The organism is Propionivibrio limicola (assembly GCF_009469695.1).
In the GTDB taxonomy this organism is placed as follows: domain Bacteria; phylum Pseudomonadota; class Gammaproteobacteria; order Burkholderiales; family Rhodocyclaceae; genus Propionivibrio; species Propionivibrio limicola.
Genome location: NZ_SSSR01000013.1, coordinates 1 through 20,378 on the forward strand (window position 1 = coordinate 1; position 20,378 = coordinate 20,378).

At 60.1% G+C, this 20,378-nt stretch carries 10 protein-coding genes and 5 tRNA genes; 8 read left to right on the forward strand and 7 right to left on the reverse strand.

The window, feature by feature from the left end; translation table 11 throughout:
• Window positions 1-205: 205 nt before the first annotated feature.
• The 6 genes from gltX (at window position 206) to GH659_RS09850 (ending at window position 2,256) form a co-directional block, all read left to right on the forward strand.
• Window positions 206-1,600 carry a glutamate--tRNA ligase gene (gene gltX, locus GH659_RS09825; protein WP_153111235.1) on the forward strand — a complete coding sequence of 465 codons (1,395 nt, stop codon included), beginning with the start codon at window positions 206-208 and terminating at the stop codon, window positions 1,598-1,600.
• Between the two features lie 102 nt (window positions 1,601-1,702).
• A tRNA-Ala gene (locus GH659_RS09830) sits at window positions 1,703-1,778 on the forward strand.
• A 23-nt stretch (window positions 1,779-1,801) separates the two neighbouring features.
• Window positions 1,802-1,877, forward strand: a tRNA-Glu gene (locus GH659_RS09835).
• 59 nt (window positions 1,878-1,936) lie between these two features.
• Window positions 1,937-2,013 (forward strand) — tRNA-Asp (locus GH659_RS09840).
• Window positions 2,014-2,044: 31 nt separating this feature from the next.
• A tRNA-Glu gene (locus tag GH659_RS09845) sits at window positions 2,045-2,120 on the forward strand.
• 59 nt (window positions 2,121-2,179) lie between these two features.
• Window positions 2,180-2,256: transfer RNA gene (locus tag GH659_RS09850), tRNA-Asp, on the forward strand.
• Between the two features lie 91 nt (window positions 2,257-2,347).
• Here GH659_RS09850 and GH659_RS09855 read toward each other — a convergent pair.
• The 4 genes from GH659_RS09855 to GH659_RS09870 are packed head-to-tail and all read right to left on the reverse strand — an operon-like array spanning window position 2,348 to window position 11,930.
• Window positions 2,348-3,538, reverse strand: a complete 1,191-nt coding sequence (locus tag GH659_RS09855) for a response regulator (RefSeq protein WP_153111236.1) — start codon at window positions 3,536-3,538, stop codon at window positions 2,348-2,350.
• 21 nt (window positions 3,539-3,559) lie between these two features.
• On the reverse strand, window positions 3,560-5,179 hold the full coding sequence (locus tag GH659_RS09860; RefSeq protein ID WP_170285866.1) for a GAF domain-containing protein: 1,620 nt from the start codon (window positions 5,177-5,179) through the stop codon (window positions 3,560-3,562).
• 2 nt (window positions 5,180-5,181) lie between these two features.
• Entirely contained in the window at window positions 5,182-9,183 is a 4,002-nt protein-coding gene (locus GH659_RS09865; RefSeq protein WP_153111238.1) for a response regulator, read from the reverse strand.
• Window positions 9,180-11,930, reverse strand: coding sequence for a PAS domain S-box protein (locus GH659_RS09870; RefSeq protein WP_153111239.1), 2,751 nt, complete (start codon window positions 11,928-11,930; stop codon window positions 9,180-9,182). The genes GH659_RS09865 and GH659_RS09870 overlap by 4 nt, the downstream gene beginning before the upstream one ends.
• Window positions 11,931-12,243: 313 nt before the next feature.
• Here GH659_RS09870 and GH659_RS09875 point away from each other — a divergent pair, with 313 nt between their 5' ends.
• A complete protein-coding gene (locus tag GH659_RS09875) occupies window positions 12,244-13,998 on the forward strand; it encodes a LysM peptidoglycan-binding domain-containing protein (RefSeq protein ID WP_170285867.1) in 1,755 nt (584 codons plus the stop codon).
• Between the two features lie 317 nt (window positions 13,999-14,315).
• A complete protein-coding gene (locus tag GH659_RS09880; protein WP_153111240.1) occupies window positions 14,316-15,737 on the forward strand; it encodes a TonB-dependent receptor in 1,422 nt (473 codons plus the stop codon).
• Window positions 15,738-15,813: 76 nt separating this feature from the next.
• Here GH659_RS09880 and GH659_RS09885 read toward each other — a convergent pair whose 3' ends face one another.
• The 3 genes from GH659_RS09885 to GH659_RS09895 form a co-directional block, all read right to left on the reverse strand.
• Window positions 15,814-17,862: an ABC transporter ATP-binding protein gene (locus tag GH659_RS09885; protein WP_153111241.1), complete on the reverse strand. Its 2,049-nt coding sequence runs from the start codon at window positions 17,860-17,862 to the stop codon at window positions 15,814-15,816.
• Window positions 17,859-19,286: an ABC transporter permease gene (locus GH659_RS09890; protein WP_153111242.1), complete on the reverse strand. Its 1,428-nt coding sequence runs from the start codon at window positions 19,284-19,286 to the stop codon at window positions 17,859-17,861. Before GH659_RS09890 ends, GH659_RS09885 begins: the two co-directional genes overlap by 4 nt.
• A gap of 114 nt (window positions 19,287-19,400) precedes the next feature.
• Window positions 19,401-20,378, reverse strand: coding sequence for an ABC transporter permease (locus tag GH659_RS09895; RefSeq protein ID WP_153111243.1), 978 nt, complete (start codon window positions 20,376-20,378; stop codon window positions 19,401-19,403).

The window sequence follows — 20,378 nt, forward strand, 5'->3', positions numbered from 1 at the left end:
GAAAGGCTGGCATTCATACGCGCAGAATCCTCGCCGCCTCCTCTGATGCCTACCGGGAGTCCATCCTTGGACTCGGGTAGGTTTGATGCGATTGCCCTGTAGAGTAAACAATCTGCCCACACGAATAGTTGTCTGCAATCACACAACGATACTTACCGGGCAACGCATCCATTAAAATGACGCTTTTGCTTATTGGCCAACCATCATGATTCGCACCCGTTTCGCTCCTTCCCCAACCGGTTATCTTCACATTGGCGGCGCGCGCACCGCCTTGTTCTCGTGGGCCTTTGCTCGCCATCACGCCGGACAATTCATCCTTCGCATCGAGGACACCGATGTTGCGCGATCCACGCCGGAGGCAGTTCAGGCGATCATTGATGGCATGAACTGGCTAGGCCTGACACATGACGAAGGCCCTTTCTACCAGATGCAACGCATGGATCGCTACAAAGAAGTGATCAAAAAAATGCTGGCGTCCGGCACTGCCTATTACTGCTACACAACACCGGAAGAACTCGACCGGATGCGCGATGAACAACGCTCCCAAGGCCTGAAACCCCGCTACGACGGCACATGGCGCCCGGAAGCTGGAAAGACACTACCGCCCGCCCCGAGCGGCGTACAACCCGTAGTACGCTTCAAGAACCCAACGGAAGGCGTTGTCGGCTGGGACGATTTGGTCAAAGGCCGCATCGAAATCGCCAACAGCGAACTCGACGATCTCATTATTGCCCGCCAAGACGGAACCCCTACCTACAACTTTTGCGTTGTTGTGGATGACTGGGATATGCGCATCACGCATGTCATCCGCGGAGACGACCATGTCAACAACACCCCGCGCCAGATCAACATCCTCAAGGCGCTGGACGCGGAAGTCCCGCTTTATGCGCACCTTTCGATGATTCTCGGCGACGATGGCCAAAAGCTATCGAAGCGGCACGGTGCCGTCAGCGTCATGCAATACCATGAGGACGGCTACCTCCCTGAAGCCGTCCTCAACTACTTGGCACGCCTGGGCTGGTCACACGGTGACGATGAAATTTTCTCGATGCGCGAATTCTGTGGCTGGTTTGATCTCGACCACATAACTCCTTCTGCAGCCCAGTTCAATACCGAAAAACTAAACTGGCTCAACGCTCATTACATCAAGCAGGCAGACAATGCCCGACTGGCAGACTTGGTCAAACCTCGCCTTGAAGCACGAGGCGTAACAGTTGCCCAAAGCCCGTCGCTGGAAGCGATCATCTCCTTGTACAAGGAGCGCATCACCAACCTCAACGAACTGGCTGATGCGGCCGAGGTCTTTTATATCGACCTGACGCCCACCCCCGAAATCCTGGCGCAGCACCTAACGCCCGAGTCACTTCCCGCACTGAGAGACTTTGTTGCCGGAATCGCTGAAGTCAGCTGGGAGGCGCCGGCAATTAACGCCCTGATCAAGCACTGCATTGGCGCACATGGCTTGAAAATGCCGAAACTGGCGATGCCGCTACGGGTTCTACTCACAGGACAAGCACAAACTCCGTCGGTCGACGCACTGATCACCCTCTTCCCGCGCGAACTCGTTCTTAAACGCCTGGCCGTCGCCCAGACCATCTAAAGACGAAACCCCATCCGTATTTCCGACTCAACAACAAAAAAAATGAAAAAACACTTTACAAGCTCGTTATAGCTCTCTATAATTCGGCCTTCTTTCGAGCGAGGGGGTATAGCTCAGCTGGGAGAGCGCTTGCATGGCATGCAAGAGGTCAGCGGTTCGATCCCGCTTACCTCCACCAAAGCCTCGAAAGAAATAGTCCGGGTCCCCATCGTCTAGAGGCCTAGGACACTACCCTTTCACGGTAGGTACCGGGGTTCGAATCCCCGTGGGGACGCCAGGAACACAAGAAGTTGCTTTTCATCGGCAACATTTTGTTTCTGAAATTGTATTGAAGCTGGAGTGGTAGTTCAGTTGGTTAGAATACCGGCCTGTCACGCCGGGGGTCGCGGGTTCGAGTCCCGTCCACTCCGCCAACTTATGTAGTAAGTAATAAAAACAGTCTAGGTCCCCATCGTCTAGAGGCCTAGGACACTACCCTTTCACGGTAGGTACCGGGGTTCGAATCCCCGTGGGGACGCCAAGAATACAAGAAGTTGCTTTTCATCGGCAGCGTTTTGTTTCTAAAGTTGTATTGAAGCTGGAGTGGTAGTTCAGTTGGTTAGAATACCGGCCTGTCACGCCGGGGGTCGCGGGTTCGAGTCCCGTCCACTCCGCCAACACCTCGAATATATTCCAAAATTTTTCCTGAGATCGGGGCCAGTTCAGAGCCCGTCGTATGGAGAATTTTTGCGATCATTTCTGCGCCGATCAGGCGTCTTTCTGGTTCGCCTCCGCGCCAAGCCCGGAAAATATTTCGAATTGCCGCCTTTTTTCCGCCATGTCGGCGTCCGTATCGCCGAAACGCCGTGCGATTGTCTGGAATTCCTCGCAGAGTTCGAGGAAGGCATCGACGACGTCAGGGTCGAAATGCGCCTCCTTGCCAGAGCAAATCATTTTCACCGCGTCATCGTGCGGGATCGGTCGCTTGTAGATACGCCGACTGATCAAGGCATCGTAAACATCGGCCAATGCCATCAAACGTGCTGATATGGGGATTGCCTCACCGGCCAAACCACACGGGTACCCTGTACCGTCCCATTTTTCGTGATGGCCATACGCAATTTCCTTGGCCAAATTGAGAAACTCAACCTTCATGCCCAGTTGATTCTCGGCCGCCTGAATGGCGTCACGCCCGAGCGTCGTATGCGTTTTCATGATTTCGTACTCAGCCGCGTCGAGCTTGGCCGGTTTGAGCAAGATACGGTCCGGAATGCCTACCTTGCCAATATCGTGCAACGGCGCCGACTTGAACAGCATCGCAATGTAATAGTCATTGAGAACCGATGAATACTTGGGATTTTTTTTCAATTTTTCGGCCAAGGCCTTTACGTAGAACTGGGTGCGGCGGATGTGATTGCCCGTATCCGAGTCTCGCGTTTCCGCCAGCGACGCCATTGCAAGAATCGTTACGTCCTGAATCGCCCTGACTTCCCGGGTTCGGCTGGCTACCTCGCCTTCGAGATATTCGGCCTTGTCGCGCAGAAAATCGGCGCTGGCTTTCAGCGCCAGGTGGTTTTTGACACGCGCCAGGACAATCGGTGGACTGATCGGTTTGGTGATGTAGTCGACCGCCCCCAGTTCCAAGCCCTTCTTTTCGTCTTCGACCTCCGCCTTGGCCGTCAGAAAAATCACGGGAATCTCACGCGTCGCGCCGTCCTGCTTGAGGCGCTGGCAAACTTCATAGCCATCCATCCCCGGCATCATGATGTCGAGAAGGATCAAGTCCGGTGGAGAATCCGACTGTGCAATCCTGAGAGCCTTTTCTCCATTATTGGCGATCTTGACGCGGTAGATATCGCGCAGTAGCGAGCTCATCAGCGACAAATTGTCGGGAGTATCGTCGACGACGAGGACGGTCGGAATGATCGGTTTATCGACGAAATCGAGATTCGTTTCCATTTCCGCTCTCTCCTTTCGCGGCTAGGCGCCACCCAACTCTCTCACCGGTTCAAAAAGCGGGCGCGCTTCACCTTTCTCACCCCGTTCAGCCAAGAGAATTTCCATATTCATCCCCAGCACCGGCAGGAGACTCTCGATCACAGACTTCCGACGACTGAAGTCGCCCTCGAGCGAGGCGATTTCAAGCACGCCGAGCAAGACTTCGTTGTTCAGGATCGGGAAGACCATAAGTGCTCCCGGCGTAGATTCCCCCAAGCCCGACGAGACCCGCCAAAACCCAGGCGGGACGTCCGACAGGTCAAGCGCACGACGCTCCAGCGCACACTGACCAAGCAGCCCTTCCCCGATACTGATGGTCTCGGGCACCTCCGTCGTCGCAAAGCCGTCCGCGAGACGAAGCACCGCACGTCGGACGGTTGCGTCACCCTCATCCGCGGCGTAATCGACAAAATACAAACTCCCTTGATGGACGGGCATCAAAACGGCCAATTGACGGAAGAAAACGTCAGCCAATGAGGAAAGATCTCGCGCCCGCTGGAGACTTAAAGTCATTTCCGAAAGTTGTGCTTTATGCCGGGCTACCGCCGCCAATTCTTCGGCAACCGACTCGGCGCGCTCGACAGCCTCGCGACGTTCCGCTTCGTAATGAATCGCGCGCCGAATGAGTTCCATCACCGCAAGCACCATCAGGGTTGCCAGGAGACCGACCGTCCATCGGGCGTTCTGCGACACTTCCGGCTTGAGATCGCCCAGCATCACCAGCAACCAATCACCGGCCGGATCGTTCCAGCGCACCGGCGCGGTGGCCTTGGCATAGCGCTTGCCGGCAAATTTGACGATCTCGCCGCCGAGATCAAAAGCCAACACACGAGGCGCACCGCTGTCGGCGAACACGCTTCCGAACTGTCGCAGCCTTTTGATTTCTTCAAGCGCTTCGGCGGACGGCTGCCCCGCGGTACGGAACAACCAATCCATGTCGGTAGACGCAAAAACAACGCCTTGGGGTGACAGCAGGAGCGCGTGGTAACCACCCAAGCCGAGACGGTGATCGAGATAGCCGGCGACAATCTCCACCACAACGGCTCCGATCAGCTCGCTTGCCGGGGTCGTAGCGCCGCGGATCGGTGCTGCAATATACAGGCCGCGCTCCGGCGTTTGCAGGTCAGATCCCACCGCCGGATAAGCAATCTTGTTCCCGCGCATGGCTTGCTGCCAGTACGGGCGGAAGCCGACGCTCGTGCCGGTCAGGCGTTTGTGCGTCGTTTCGTGCGCCACGACGATACCTTGACTATCGACAACGTGAATCCCGTCCGCTCCCAACAACAGCCGCGCCGCCCGCAGTCGACTCAGACATTCGGGGTCGTCGGGCGGCCGCTTGCCAATCGCCACCTCCTTGAGCAGCAGTTCATTCAAGCCAAGCAAGGCCGCCGTACCCATCGCCAGGCCATTCATCGTCTCCGCCTCCAGGTTCGTTGCGGTAAACCACGCCTGATCCTGAAAATGTTGCCGGAAGTCGTCCTCCATGTTGAGACGAAAAACCTCGCTCGCGGCAAAGCCGATCGACAGCGATACGGCGACAGCAATCAGGTAAGAAGAGCGGAACCGGGTCAGCCACAAAAGCCAATCGAATACCCTGCGCATGGTCAGACCTCCCATCCTTGGGTGGCCGCAGCTTCCCGGAGGGCCGCCAAAGCCGCTTCGTAATCGAATTGACGTATCCCCATTTCGATTTTGCGCCAATGATCCGGCAGCGCCGTCCTGAACATCCCGGCCTGCGCATCCCAGACTTCGCTGGCCTCGGAGTCACTATCGACCAGAAGGCGGGCCAAGCGCGGCAACATCATTTTCAAAAGCTCCGGATCAATCGGTGTAGACGCCGCCCCTCCGGAGGCTGCCTCAGGCTCGGGTGGCAACCAACCGGAGATTCCACTCACCAGCAAATCGAGCTGGGCCGTCGGCGCCACCATGAGGCTTTCAATCACCTCGCGCGCCTGCTTGCTGCGCAACGCCGCCTCGAGGGCGGCCGCCTCCACCGGCAGACCGGTCGCGCCAATATTGCTCGCCGTGCTCTTGAGCGTATGCGCCAGCCGTTCGGCCGTCGTCCAGTCGTCCGCATCGAGGGCGGCGGCGATTTCGCTGATCGCGGAGCGCTGCCCGGCGACAAATTTGCGGAGCATGGAGATGTAAAGTCCATGTTTGCCGTTGGCGTGCTTCAATCCGGCGTCGACGTCGAGCCCGCCGATGTGGCGCGGCAGATCCGGCGCCGCTACGGAAGGCGTTTCCGCCTGAACGTGGATCGCCTGACGACCCGGCTTCGACGGAATCCATTTGAGGAGAACGCGCCATAGCGTATCGGGGTCGATTGGTTTGGCGACGTAATCGTTCATGCCGGCGGCCAGGCAGCGCTCCCGGTCCTGCTCCATCGCATTGGCCGTCATTGCCACCACGGGCAACGCGGCAAACGGCGGCATGCGGCGAATTTCCACCGTAGCTGAGATACCGTCCAGCACCGGCATCTGCATGTCCATCAGGACAGCGTCGTAATAGCCGGGACCGTGTTGCTGCAGCATGTCGAGCGCAATTTGCCCGTGCGCCGCCACTTCGACAGCAAAACCGGCCTCATGCAGCAATTCGACCGCCACATCCTGATTCATTTCATTGTCTTCGACGAGGAGCAGCCGGGCGCCGGCAATGGCCGACAGATCAATGATAGCCACCGGCTCACCATGGTCGACAACGCCCTCCTCCGATGTTTCACCGAGCGCCCGCACCGCCGCATCGAAGAGGATCGAAGGATTGACCGGCTTGATCAGGACATCCTCGAAACCGGCCGCCTTGGCACCGCTGATCACTTCCTCACGCCCGTACGCCGTCACCATGATGAGGTGCGGTGACGGTTCCAGTCCCAGTTCGCGCAGTTTGATGCCGGTCTGGATACCGTCGAGTTCCGGCATCCGCCAATCAAGAAAAACGATCGAATAGGGTCGTCCGGCGCTGGCGGCCTCGCGCACGGCCGCAATCGCCTTCCCGCCGCTATCGACGGTATCGACGACAAAGCTCATCCCGGAGAGCATTCCGGACAAGACGGTACGTGCATTCTCGTTATCGTCCACGACCAGCAGCCGGCGGCCGCGCAGATCGGGCTTGGGCAAAAGCACCCTTTTCTTGCGCAGGCTCTTGCCAAGCCGCACCGTGAACCAGAATGTCGAACCTTTGCCGAGAACCGAGTCGACGCCGACGCTGCCGCCCATCAGCGAGGCGAGATTCTTCGAAATCGCCAGGCCAAGCCCCGTCCCGCCGTACTTGCGCGTGGTCGACGTATCGGCTTGCGTGAAGCTCTGGAAGAGTTTGTCTTTCTGTTCCACAGACAAACCGATGCCGGTATCCCGCACTTCGAAACGCAGCAGGACATCCGTTTCGGTTTCCTCAAGCTTGCTCACCTTGATGGCGATTTCGCCGCGCTCGGTGAATTTGACGGCGTTGTTGCAGTAGTTGATCAGGATCTGCCCCAAGCGCAACGGGTCGCCGATCAGCGCGTCCGGCACCTCCGGCGCCACCTCGTTGATAAGTTCGAGCCCTTTGGCCGCGGCTTTCTCGCTGATCAAGACGGCCACGTTGTCGAGGACGCGCGAAAGTTCGAAATCGGTCGCTTCGATCGAAAGCTTGCCGGCCTCGATCTTGGAGAAATCGAGGATGTCGTTGATGATGCCGAGCAGATGCTGCCCGGCCTGCTGGATCTTGCGGATGTAGTCCGCCTGACGCGGATTGAGGTCTGTTTTCTGCGCCAGATGGGCCATGCCGATGATCGCATTCATCGGCGTCCGGATTTCATGGCTCATGTTGGCCAAAAAGTCGCTCTTCGTCCGGGCGGCGTCCTCGGCGATCTGGCGCGCCTCGCGCATGGCGTCCGCGGCGGCGCGCTCATCGCTGATGTCCTCGATGGTCCACACCGTTCGGAGCATCGGCGCCTTGACGTCGATGGCACGCCCGCGCAAACGCACCCAGAAAGTAGACCTGTCGGCCCGGCGCATTTGCAACTCGCGCCGGATGACGGCCCCGCGCGCAATGTCTTCCTCATCCTTGAGCGACTGCCGATACGACGCGTCATCGGGATACCAATCCTTGGTGTGCACGCCAATGAGCAGCTCCGTTGGCTGCCCGTAAATCTTGCCGAGCTGGTCGTTGCCCTTGATGATGATCTGATTCTGGATAACGGCGATCCCGTTCGATACCGATTCGAAAATCGCGTTTTGCTCGTCAAGCAGCGCCGAAATCGAATTGCGCTGGGCATCCAGTTCCTCGGTCTGCTGTTCGAGCTGAGCCGCCTGCTCTTCCATCCGTCGCGCCTGCTCCTGGGTTTCCTCAAGCAAGCGATGCGTCTTTACGGTGCGCTCGAGAATCTCGAGGCTCATGCCGAGCGTCGGCATGAGTGCTTCAAGCAGGCTGTGCTCACGTTTGCCGAACGTCCGGAAGCTGGCGAGTTCGACGACCGCGAGCACCCGTTTCCCGCTCAGAACAGGCACGGCCATGATCGCGCCTGGCGCGGCTTCGCCCAGACTGCCTGAGATGCGCACATAATCGGGCGGTGGCCGGGTGATGATGATCGGCGCCAATTCAAGGGCGCACTGGCCGACCAGGCCTTCGCCCAAACTGAACGATTGCGCGAGCCCCTTGCGCTCGTTGTACGCATAGTGGGCAATCAGCCGCAGGATGCGACGCTCGTCGTCGTAGATATAAAAGACCCCGTGTCCGACCTGCAACAACGGCGCCACCTGCGACAGAAAGTTTTTCGCCAGTTCGCTGAAACTGCAGGCGACCTGCAATTCGGCGGCAATCCGCGCCTGCTGCGTCTTGACCCATTGTTCGTCCGCAATTTGTACACCGGTCTCGCGATAAACGGCAAAAGAACGGGCCAACTCGCCGATTTCGCTTTGATCCTTCAGATAGCCGAGCGTTTCAGCGCCCTCGCCGGCGTTGAGCGCCTTGATCTGTCGATTGAGAACCGTCAGCGGAAGAATGACGCGCAAACGGTAGAAGACGCCGAGAACGGCAACGACCAGCACGGCGTTGGCCAACGTCAAGCCAATGCTCACCAGCCACACCACATTCAGGCGACGGTCGGCCTCTGCCAGTTCGTCGTCAAGCCGCAGCGTCAATTGCTCGCGGAATTGCTCGACCGGGCCATAAATGCCGGTCAGCGCGCGTTCGTAATCTTCCCCGAAGACAAGTTCGATGGCCCGGCTGCTGTTGCCGCGCTTGCGTTCGCTAAACGCCAGTTCCTCGATCTCGATCAGGCGGTCGGAATTTCGCTTGGCTATTTCGATCAGAGAAATTTCCTGTCCGGACAACCCCATCTCGCGCAAGGCGGCTTCGGCTTTTTCCCGACTCCGCTCAACCCGCAGTTCGTCCCGATAATCGCTCTCGTAACGCACTTCGCCCGTAGCCGCGAAAGCCCGGATATCACCCGTAAGCCGTTTCGAGCCAGCCGCCAGAATCTCGGCCTGACGCGTCGCCACGCTCTTTCGTTGTACGGCCTGATTCTGTTCGTCCCGCACGAGGTCGAGCACGACAAAGCTCGCAATGTTGAGCAGCATCAACACCACGTAAATAGCAATGACGATCCGGTTGGCCCGCAGCAATTTCATGTCGGCTCCTCCGGTGTGGCCGATGGCACAGAGCCTGCGGCACGCTTCGCCTCGGCCAGACAGCGCAAGGCCCGGTCGAAGTCGAAGTCATGAATGGCACGGCTGACCTCGGCCGCTTCAACGCCAAGCAAGGCCTTGAATCGCTCGGCATGGCTGTCCCAAAGTTCCACCGCGGCCGCATCGGAATCGGCGAGCAGCGCTTCAAGGCGGCCAACCTCTTCACAAGCCGGCGAACTGGCAACCGCGCGCTCATGCATTGAGCGGCGCACGCTTTCCTCGGCAACCTTGAGGCGGGTCACATCATCGAGCCAGGAAAGCAGCAGTCGCCGGCCGCCTTGCTGTACCCAGCGCGAATTGACCACCACCCAGATCGTGACGCCGTCGGCCCGGCGGAAACGCGTTTCGTAATTTCGGGTGACGCCCGTCCTGTTGAGCTCTTCGACGTACGCGGCCCGCTCCTCCGGATGCACCCAGAACTCGGTAATCGAGTGAGTTTCGAAGTAATCCGGCGCAACCCCCAGTACTTCGGCCTGGCGGCGATTGCACTTGAGGACGCGCCCCTCTTCGGTCACGATGGCGGCCGCCGCCGGGCTGTCTTCGAGAATCTGCCACAGCAGCGCTTCATTGTCTTTCATCATCTGCTGAGCCGCCAGGCGGCCGCTGATGTCGCGGAAAACGACCACCACCCCCACGATCTGACCGTCGTGGTGCAGCGCCGTCGTCGAATATTCGACGGGGATGGCACGCCCGTTCTTGTGCCAGAACACTTCGCTATCGACGGTCCTGAGAACGCCATCGCCAGCGGTCAAACGCATCGGGCATTCCTCAGGCGGGAATGAACGACCATCGGGATAGCGCGCGTGGATCAGTTCATGCATGTTTCTGCCCACGACCTCGTCTTCTGTGTAGCCGAGTAGTTCGAGCGCGGTGCGGTTAACAAAGGTGGTGCGCCCTTCCACGTCCATTCCCCAGATGCCGTCGCCGACCGCCGCAAGGATCAAGCGATTGCGTTCATCATCGGCATTCGTCTGCACCAGCAGCGAGGCAGTCCTTTCCGCACGCAGCAGGATATCGAGATTCATGGCGATGATCGGTTCGAGATCGGCGAGCAACAGACGGTCGTTTTCCGTGAAGTCGCGCAGTCCGGCCAGTTCCACGACGGCAAAGAGACGGCCCCCATATTGCACCGGCTGGATCACAACCGTCGCGGGCACCATGTCGCCCAGGCCGGAACGAATCCGCAGATAATCCGGACCCGGATCATGAATCACCGTCGGCGTGCGGTCCTTGGCGCACTGCCAGAGAAGCGCCCCTCCGGCAAGCGGCATGTCCTCGATAACGCCACCACCGTCCGCATAACTGGCGGCGATGCGCAACTCCTCGGCATCGTCGTCCCATAGACAGAAAATGGCCTGTCCCAATTCGAGGCGCGGCGCAAGTTCGCTAAGCAAGGCGACGGCGAGTTCCTGCGGATTGAGCGCCCGTTGCATGCGGGACGTGATGGCGGCCACGATATTGCGACGTTCGACCTGATGCTCGGCTTCCATACGATCACGCTCGATCGAGGCGAACAACCCGGTCAGCGGGCGCCGGACGGCGACAACCGTAAAACGGGATACAGTGGCGGCCAACACGCCGATGACGAGCATGACGGTAACGAGTGCAGCGCCGAGTTGCATGGAAACGGCGGCAAAGCCACCGGTCGGGGCCATGGTCACCAAACGGAAACTCTGGTTATGCACGACAAACGGCTGAACGCTGACCAGCCATTCCTTTCCGTCACCGCTCTCATCCGGCGGAACGACCGCAACGTGATGCCCGCCGTTCACGCCGGCCAGTTTTCTCTTCATGTCCAACTGGAACGCTTGCTCAAGCACCGGCAGCCCGAGCGCCGTTGGCTGTTGGAGAATGGATTTTCTGATCGAATCGTCGCTTTCGAATGCGCGATGGCGCGGCAGGCCAAGCACGCGCCCGTCGGCGGTCAGCAACGCCACCTGGCCGTGTTCGCCAATGCCAAGCTGCGAGGTAAAACGCGAGAGTTCGATCAAATCGACCGAGAACGCCAGCACCCATTTGCGCCCCGTCCGGCCGTCCCGCCAACGAACAGATACGGCCATCGTCGGCTCGTTGCCCGCGGCAAGAATTTCGGGCGCGCTCCAAAAGGCTTCCATTTCCGGCAGCGCCATGACGCCCATGTACCATGGCTGTTCGCGCGGGTTCCAGTCATCTTCCTTCCACTCATCGCTGATCAGGGAATTTGCATCGATCCAGCGCAGCCACCGGTACTGCCGTCCCGTCCCCGGAATGCCGGAGAGACGATTGGCCCAGCCAGAGGTCGTTTTCTGCAGCGACAATGCGCGGTCGCCGTCGTCGACCAGCCAGACACCATCGATCGGCCACTTGCCAATCAGCGGGATCAACAACCGGTTGAACTGCTCCGGTTCATCCACCGCCAGCACTCCTTCCAGCGCCCATTCCTGGGTAGTCAGCAAGCCACGCTCGATCTGGCCGATCATGCTCGCAAGCCGAGCCTTGACGTCTTCAGCCACCACCTGCTCGCGCGCCAGTGCGTTGGCTCTTGCCAAGGGTTTGGCCTGCAGCAAATAAAAACCGGCGCCGACGCCAAGAATGGCGACCACGACGATAAGCGGAATCATCCACCCCAGCCTGTTCAGCAAGCGGTGCAGGCGGGTAGCGCTCAACACTCTTTCATGCGCTGCGCTTCGATCATCCGTCTGACTAGTCATGGGTGATCCTCGATGACATCAACGCTCTCGGCCGCCGACCGACGTTTTTGGGGGGAAACATCCCGACGGGAGCCGAGAAGCACGATCTCAGTATATGACCTGATTTACTCGTTTGCCGACGAGCATCGATTCGTCCCCGCTCGAATAATTGATGGATAAACGCCGTAAAAAGCGATTGATTTCAGCGGGCTGAATCATTTCAGCGTGGGCTATAATCCCGCGATTGCAAACATAAATTCGCTCGGCGATCCCGGCGTTGCGGGACGGCCGCTTCTCCCGACGCTTCCGGAGCGGACAAGTACAGGAATCACGGATGACGCTACGAATCTTTTTTGCAATGGCTGGACTCGCCTTAGCCACCAGCCATCCGGCCATGGCCGTCGACCTTGATACCGGCGAATCTTCTCTCTCTTCCTCGCTCACCCTGTCGCCCCGCGGAGCGGAAGGCCGCGAGCCGCCAATAACGCTGGCCGCGCTCTCCCAGGCTTCGGCCGGGCAACCGCTGCCGGTTGTCGAAATACCCGTCGCCCCGGCCACCGCCGAAACGATCGACCTGACGGCCGACACGTCCGATCTGTTCGAGCGGGTCCGCATGGGCTTCGCCATGCCCGACATCTACAACGACCTCGTGCTGCACCACATGCAGTATTACCAGAACCGGCCGGATTACCTGCGCCGGATGGTCGAACGCGGCCGCCTCTACATGCACCACATCGTCGAGGAACTCGAAAGGCGCGGCATGCCGACCGAGCTCGCCCTGCTGCCGATGGTCGAAAGCGCCTTCAATCCGACCGCGTACTCGCGCTCGCACGCCTCCGGCCTCTGGCAGTTCATCCCCGCCACCGGCAAACGCTACAAGCTCGATCAGGACTGGTGGAAGGACGAGCGCCGCGACATCGTCGCGTCGACCAGCGCCGCCCTCGACTACCTGCAGTCGATCTACGAAATGCACGGCGACTGGCATCTGGCGCTCGCCTCCTACAACTGGGGTGAAGGCGCCGTCGGCCGTGCCATCGCCAAAAATCGTGCGCAAGGGCTGCCGACCGATTACCTGAGCCTGACCATGCCGGCCGAAACGCGCAATTACGTCCCCAAGCTGCAGGCGCTCAAGAACATCTTCAGCGACCCGGCGCTGATGGCCGAACTGCGCATCCCGCGCGTTCCCAACCAGCCGTATTTCGGGACCGTCACCAGAAACACCGACATCGACATCAAGGTAGCCGCCAAACTCGCTGAAATGCCGGTGCAGGAATTTGTCGCACTCAACCCGGCCCACAACCGCCCGGTCATCCAATCCGACACGCCAATGGTGATTCCGGCCGAAAAGCTCGACACCTTCATCAACAACCTTGAAGAGCACGAAAACAGCAACAAGCCGCTCTCGTCCTGGCAGGCCTACACACTGCGCCCCGGCGACAAGCTGGAAAAGGTCGCGCCCCGCTTCGGCATGACGGTGGCCAACCTCCGGGCCGTCAATGGCCTCAACGGCAAGATAAAACCGAAACCCGGACTGACTCTTCTGGTCGCCGGCAACGACGGCAGCGGTTCACTCGACGCCCTGCCCGACCTGCCGGAACAACCCGTCGTCGCCGAGCCCAAGGAAGCATCAGCACCCGCGCCGCGTGCCCACACCGTCCGCAAGGGCGACACGCTACCGGCCATCGCCAAGCGCTATGGGATGACGGTCGCCGAAATCAAGAAACTCAACAAGCTGAAGAGTGGCAAGCTGACCGCCGGCGCCCGCCTGCAACTCGCCGCCGAGAAGCCATCGAAGAAGACTGAAGAAAAACAGGAAAAGGTCGTCCGGAAGGCGGAGGAAAAGTCCAGCAAGGCCGGCGCACAAAAGGATGACAGGCCCGCGAAGCAAGCGAACAAATCGGGCAAAGAAAAAGACACTGCGAAATCCTCGAAGGTCGCCCGCTACACCGTCAAGCCGGGCGATACGATCTATTCGATCGCCAAACGCTTCAATGTCGGCACGAACGACCTGATGCGCACCAACCGCATCACCCCCGCCACGCTCAAGCCCGGCAAGACGCTGACCATCCAGCTGGCACGGAATGACTGAAGCCGACGGTCGGAAAAAAACACGGCGTTAAGCACTGGCCCGATCCGGCCCAATTCGGATTGGGCCGGCCTTCAGTATCTCTTCTCACCCACATTTCGAACAGGAAGCAACACTCGCCACGGTAGCGAAACGGCTTCCTTCCGTTACGCTTGCGACGGCTACTTCCTCGGTGATATTTTGACGGCGTCCTTCATGGTCAGCCATCGGCATGACGGTGTCAGTCATGCCCCGCATTTCCGCTTCCGTCAACAAACCGGGAAGCCGCCCCCACCCTGGGCAAACCATCGCACGATCGATCCATCGAACCGGAGATATTCATGCTTAAACGTGACACGTCACTTACCACGGACCAGAAAGCGCTCAACTTCAACCTCGACAAATACAAGTATGGAACGATCGTCGAGATCGGTGCCGGTCAGGAAGTTGCCCGCCGTTTCTTCAGCGTGGGCGCAGCGGCAGGCACGATCGCAAAAACGATGTCAGCCTACGACATGGCCGTGAGCGACGACGTTTATGGGCACGTTGACCGCTACGTCAGCCGCGAGCGGGTACTGCAAATGCTCGACAAGGAATTCACCAAGGTCGTCACGCGTGTCGGCCCTTCGCGTCCGAAAAACACGACATATTTCGCTTACGCCGCCACCGTGACCGCCCGCAGCTTCAAGCAAACGAACGAATGTCACGGCTGGATCGGCATCCGCCTGCAGCTTCACCCCGGCGCCGAACCGAGCGACATCATCCTGCACGTGCGCATGCTCGACAACGACAACGCCCAGCAGGCCGACGCGCTCGGCATTCTCGGCGTCAACCTGATCCACGGCGCTTTCTACTACTACCAGCAACCGGAATGGATCGTCGAATGCCTGGCCGACGGCCTCGGCTCGGACCGGATCGAGATCGACCTGATCAACTTCTCCGGCCCCTATTTCGACGACGTCGAAAACCGTCTGATGAATCTCCACCTCATCCGCAGCTGGCTGACGCGGGCCGTGGTCTTCAATCCGGCCGGCGAAGTCGTCGTACCCGGCGAGCTGTTCTATCGCCACCCGGTGATGATCATGCGCGGCCATTTCAAGCCGCTCACCTGCGTCAACGTCGACATGATGTCGTCGGCGCTCAACCAATTTCAAGAGCACACCGCACTTGAGGATAGCCAGGACAAGATCATCTCGCTGGCCGAAGTCACGATGAATTCCCTGGTCAGGGACGACAACGTCGATGATGCCGACTTCCTCGCCCGCATCGAGCTTCTCGGCTCACAGGGTTATACGGTGATGATTTCCGACTACCTGCGCTACTTCCGTCTGCGCGACTACCTGCGCCGCTACACGCAAAAGCCGATCGGCTTCGTTCTCTCGGTGCGGGATTTCCACTACCTGTTCGACGAAAAATACTACGAAGGCCTCGAAGGCGGCATTCTCGAAGCCTTCGGCAAACTGTTCCCGGACAACACCGTGGTTTACGTTTACCCCTCGCGCCCGAGCGGCACGCACGCCTCCGACCAGATCACGCTCGACAACGTGCAAGTACCGGCCAATCTGCGCTACCTGCTCGAACACCTCAAGGTCAATGGCAAGATGATCTCGCTCACCCCGCTCGACGACAGCCACATGCATACCGATGCAGCCGAGGTGCTCGAAGGGCTAAGACACGGTCGCGGCGACTGGGAAAAAGAAGTGCCGGAGGAAGTGGCACGCCAGATCATCGAAGGCCGGTTGCTCGACTACAACACACGGTAAGACAGAAAAGGCAAAAGGAACGTGCAAAAGGCCGGAGGAAAGATCCCCGGCCTTTTTCTCAGGGATCTACGCGCGGCTACGGCGCGACCAGATGGCAGCGGACCACTTGTGTCGGTGAGGCCTGACGCGGCTCAGGGTAATTGACGCGGCACACATCGAACGCCTGCGGACAGCGCGGGTGGAAGTGGCACCCTTTCGGCGGCTTGGCCGGCGAAGGCGTCTCACCCGGCAAACGGATGATCTCCGGCGAACCATCCAGACGCGGACTCGGCACCGCCGACAGCAAGGCCCGCGTGTAAGGGTGCCGCGGAGAATGCAGCACTTCATCAACGGTGCCGCGCTCGACGATGCGCCCGAGGTACATCACCGCCACCTCATGCGCCAGATACTCGACCACGGCAAAGTTGTGCGTGATGAAGAGATAGGCCAGCCCGAGTTGCTCCTGCAGCGATTTCAACAGGTTGAGAATCTGCGCCTGCACCGACACATCGAGCGCCGACGTCGGCTCGTCGCAGACGATCAGCTCCGGCTGCACGGCCAGCGCGCGGGCAATGGCGATGCGCTGCCGCTGACCACCGGAGAATTCGTGCGGGTAACGATGCGCCGCATCGGCGGGCAAACCCACCTGCTCCAGCAACGCGCCAATCGCCGTCTCCAGCTCCTTGGCCCGACCGACCACGCCTAGCGCACTCATCCCTTCCGCGATGATGTCGCCGACCGACAGGCGCGGATTGAGCGAAGCGAACGGATCCTGAAAAATCATCTGCATGCGGCGGCGCAGCGGCCGCAGCGCCCTACGCGACAGGCCGGTCAGTTCGAGTCCGTCGAGCACGGCCGACCCCTCGGTCGGCTTGATCAATTGCAGGATGGCCTTGCCAACCGTCGTCTTGCCACAACCCGACTCGCCGACCAGTGCCAGCGTCCGGCCACGCGCGAGTTCCAGCGAAACACCGTCGACAGCCTTCACATGACCGACAACGCGCTGGAAGAAACCGCGCCGGATCGGGAAATGCACGCGGAGGTTATCGACCTCCAACAGCCGCTCTACTGCAACCGTCACCCCGGCGAAAGCCGGGATCCAGGGATGCGCCTCTGGATTCCGGCTTTCGCCGGAATGACGGGATTCTCCTCGCTGCTGTTCCTCCACCCAGTGGCAGCGCACGCGGTGGCCGTCCTGCAGATCGGTCCATGCCGGCGATTCCTCTCGGCAGCGCTCCCACGCATGCGGGCAACGCGCCGCGAAACGGCAACCAGCCGGCATCGCCGAAAGCGGCGGCACCTGACCGGCGATGGTTTCGAGTTTTCCACCGCGGCGCGACAAATCCGGCAGCGCAGCAAACAGCTTTTGCGTATAGGGATGGCGCGGCTCGGTAAAAAACGCCTCGCGCGGCGCTTCCTCGACGATTTCGCCGGCGTACATGACGCCGACCCGGTGCGCCATCTGCGCCACCACGCCAAGGTCATGCGTAATCAACAGCATGCCCATGCCGCGCTCGGCCTGCAGCCGGCGCAACAGGTCGAGAATCTGCGCCTGGATCGTCACGTCGAGCGCCGTCGTGGGTTCATCCGCGATCAGCAGGCGCGGATTACCGGCCAGCGCCACGGCGATCATCACGCGCTGCTTCATGCCGCCGGAAAGCTGGAACGGATACTCCGACAACCGCCGTTCGGCATCGGCAATACCGACCGCCTTGAGCAGTTCCAGCGCCCGCGCCTGCGCCGCCGCTCCGGTCAGCCTCAAATGCTTTTCCAACACTTCGTCGATCTGCCGGCCGACGGTGAGCACCGGATTGAGGCTCGTCGCCGGCTCCTGGAAGATCATCGCCATGCCACCGCCGCGCACGGCGCGCATGTCGGCTTCCGGCAATTGCAGAAGATCGCTGCCTTCAAAGCGCACCTCACCGCCGAGGACGCGCCCGGCCGCCGGCAGCAGCCGCAGCAGCGACAATGCCGTCGCCGACTTGCCGCAACCGGATTCGCCGAGCAGCGCCAGCGTTTCACCAGCATGCACGTCGAAACTCACGCCATCGACGGCGGCCAGCACGCGCTGCGCATGCCGCACGCCGTTGGCAAAGCCCATGCGCAAATCGCGCACGGCGAGAATCGGGTTCTGTTCTTCGTTCATGACGATCCTGCCATGCGTGGGTCGAAAGCATCGCGCACCGCATCGGCGAGCAGGTTGGCGGCGAGCACCAGCGCGAACATGAAGGTGAAGGCCGAGGCCAGCGACCACCAGACCATCGGCTCGCGCGCCAGCTCCATGCGCGCATTGTTGATCATCGTGCCGAAGCTGATCATGCTCGGATCGACGCCGATGCCGACGTAGGACAGCACCGCTTCAGCCAGCACCAGCCCGGAAAAATCCATGACCAGCGCAATGATGATGATGTGCATCAGATTCGGCATGATGTGGCGCAACAGGATACGGAAATCCGCAACGCCGAACGCCTGTGCCGCCTGGATGTATTCCAGCTCACGCAACTTCAGCGTCTCGCCGCGCAGCAGACGGCACAGGCCGGTCCAGCTCGTCAGTCCAAGAATGAAACACAGCGCCAGCAAGCGCAGGTCGGCGCGCTCGGCGGCGGTGGCGAACCATTGCGGATGCGTGTCGATGACCACCTGCATCATCAGCACGGCGGCGGCGATCAGCAGCACGCCGGGGATCGAAGAAAGCGTGGTGTAGAGGTACTGGATCACGTCATCGACCCAGCCACGGAAGTAACCGGCAAGGATGCCCAGCCCGATGGCCAGCGGCAGCGTCACCAGCGTTGTCACCAGCCCGATCACCAGCGCCGTGCGCACGCTCTTGAGGATTTGATAGAAGACGTCCTGCCCGACCTTGTCGGTGCCGAAGACGTGGTAATCGACACACAGGAAAAGCACCGGCAGCAGCGTCAGCAACAGCACGCCGAGCGTCACCAGCACGGCGTTCCAGGCGAATTCCGTTTCGCCGCGCCAAAGGTTGCGCCATGCGCGACCGACCGTAACCCGTCCTCGGCGAGCCACAAAACACGCGGCGCCCAGCGATACCACGGCCAGAATCCCGAGTGCGAAAGTTTCCGCCGTCAGCACACGAGTTAGCACGTCGCCATCGCGCGTGCCCTCTTCCTCGCCCAGATGTAACCCGCCGAACTTCAGGCGCGGAAACTCGCGCGTCGTCTGCACGCGACCATCGGCCCCGCGCACTTCGATTGACTCCTTGGCGTAAGCCCGCGTCGCCAGCGGCGCCGAATAGGTTTTTTCGTTGCGCGAGCGCAGCGGTTCGGCGATGGCGTCGAGCGCCGAAAGCACTTCGATCGCATAGGCCGCCGGCTGGCCTAGATCGCCATTTTCAAGACGCGGCCGGTAGTGCAACGAATCGAGCAATCCGACCAGAACGAAAGCTGCCAGCACCGTCGCCGACGCCATCCCCGGCCGACTGCGCCCAACCCGCCGCCAGGCCGCCCGCAACGGCGGATTGCGCCACGACAACACACCGAGCACCGCGCCGGCCAGCACCAGCAGCCAGATCAACAGGTCGGACCAAAGGAGGATGGGAAGCAAAGTCATGAAAAGCGAACCACCAAGTCACCAAGGCACCAAGTTTCACCAAGAAAAACCTTGAAAGACTTTTGCTTTTCTTGGTGCCTCTTTGTGTTCTTGGTGGCTTGGTGGTGAAGATTTTTACTCAAAACGAATCCTCGGATCGACGAAGGTATAGGAAATATCGGTCAGGATCAGCCCGACGATGTAGAGCACCGAGCCGATGAAAACCATCGCCCGCACCACGGCGAAGTCCTGTGCGTTGATCGCGTCGATGGTGTAACTGCCGAGGCCGGGGATGCCGAAGAACGACTCGGTGAGCAGCGAGCCCATGAACAGCAGCGGGATCACCACGACGACGCCGGTCAGAATCGGAATCATGGCGTTCCTCAGCACATGGCGGAACAGCACAGTGATTTCGGAAAGCCCCTTGGCGCGCGCCGTGCGCACGTAATCCTTGCCGATTTCCTCCAGAAAAATCGTCCGGTACCAGCGCGCCGACGAGCCGATGCCGGAAATCACGCCGATCAGCACCGGCAAAATCAGAAACTTCCATGCATCCAGCCCGGCTGTGTAGCCCGAAATCGGCACCAGCCGCCACAGCTTGCTGATCAGATACTGCCCGCCAATGATGTAGAACAGCCCGGAAATCGACATCATCGCCACGCACAGCACGACGCCCCAGAAGTCGAGATAGGTCGCACGGAAAAACGCCAGCAACAGCGCGAAGCTCACCGTGACGAACAGCCCGAGAATGAAAGTCGGCAAGGCAATCGCCAGCGACGGCCCCATGCGCGACGTAATTTCCTTGGTGATGTCGCGCCCATCTTCGGCGCGCCCGAAGTCGCCGACGAACATGCGCGCCGACTTGGAAAAGAAGATGGTATCGGTGACCACGTCGACACCCGGCGCCTTCGCATTCACGAACAACGGCTTGTCGTAACCGCGCTCCGCCTTCCATTTTTCGATGGCCTCCGCCGTCACGCGCTTGACGCCCAACTGCATGCGCGCCATGTCGTCCGGCGTATTGACGATGAAGAACAAAGCGAAGGTAATGAGGTTTACGCCGATCAGGATCGGGATGGCGTAGAGCAGGCGACGAAGAAGATAGGCAAGCAC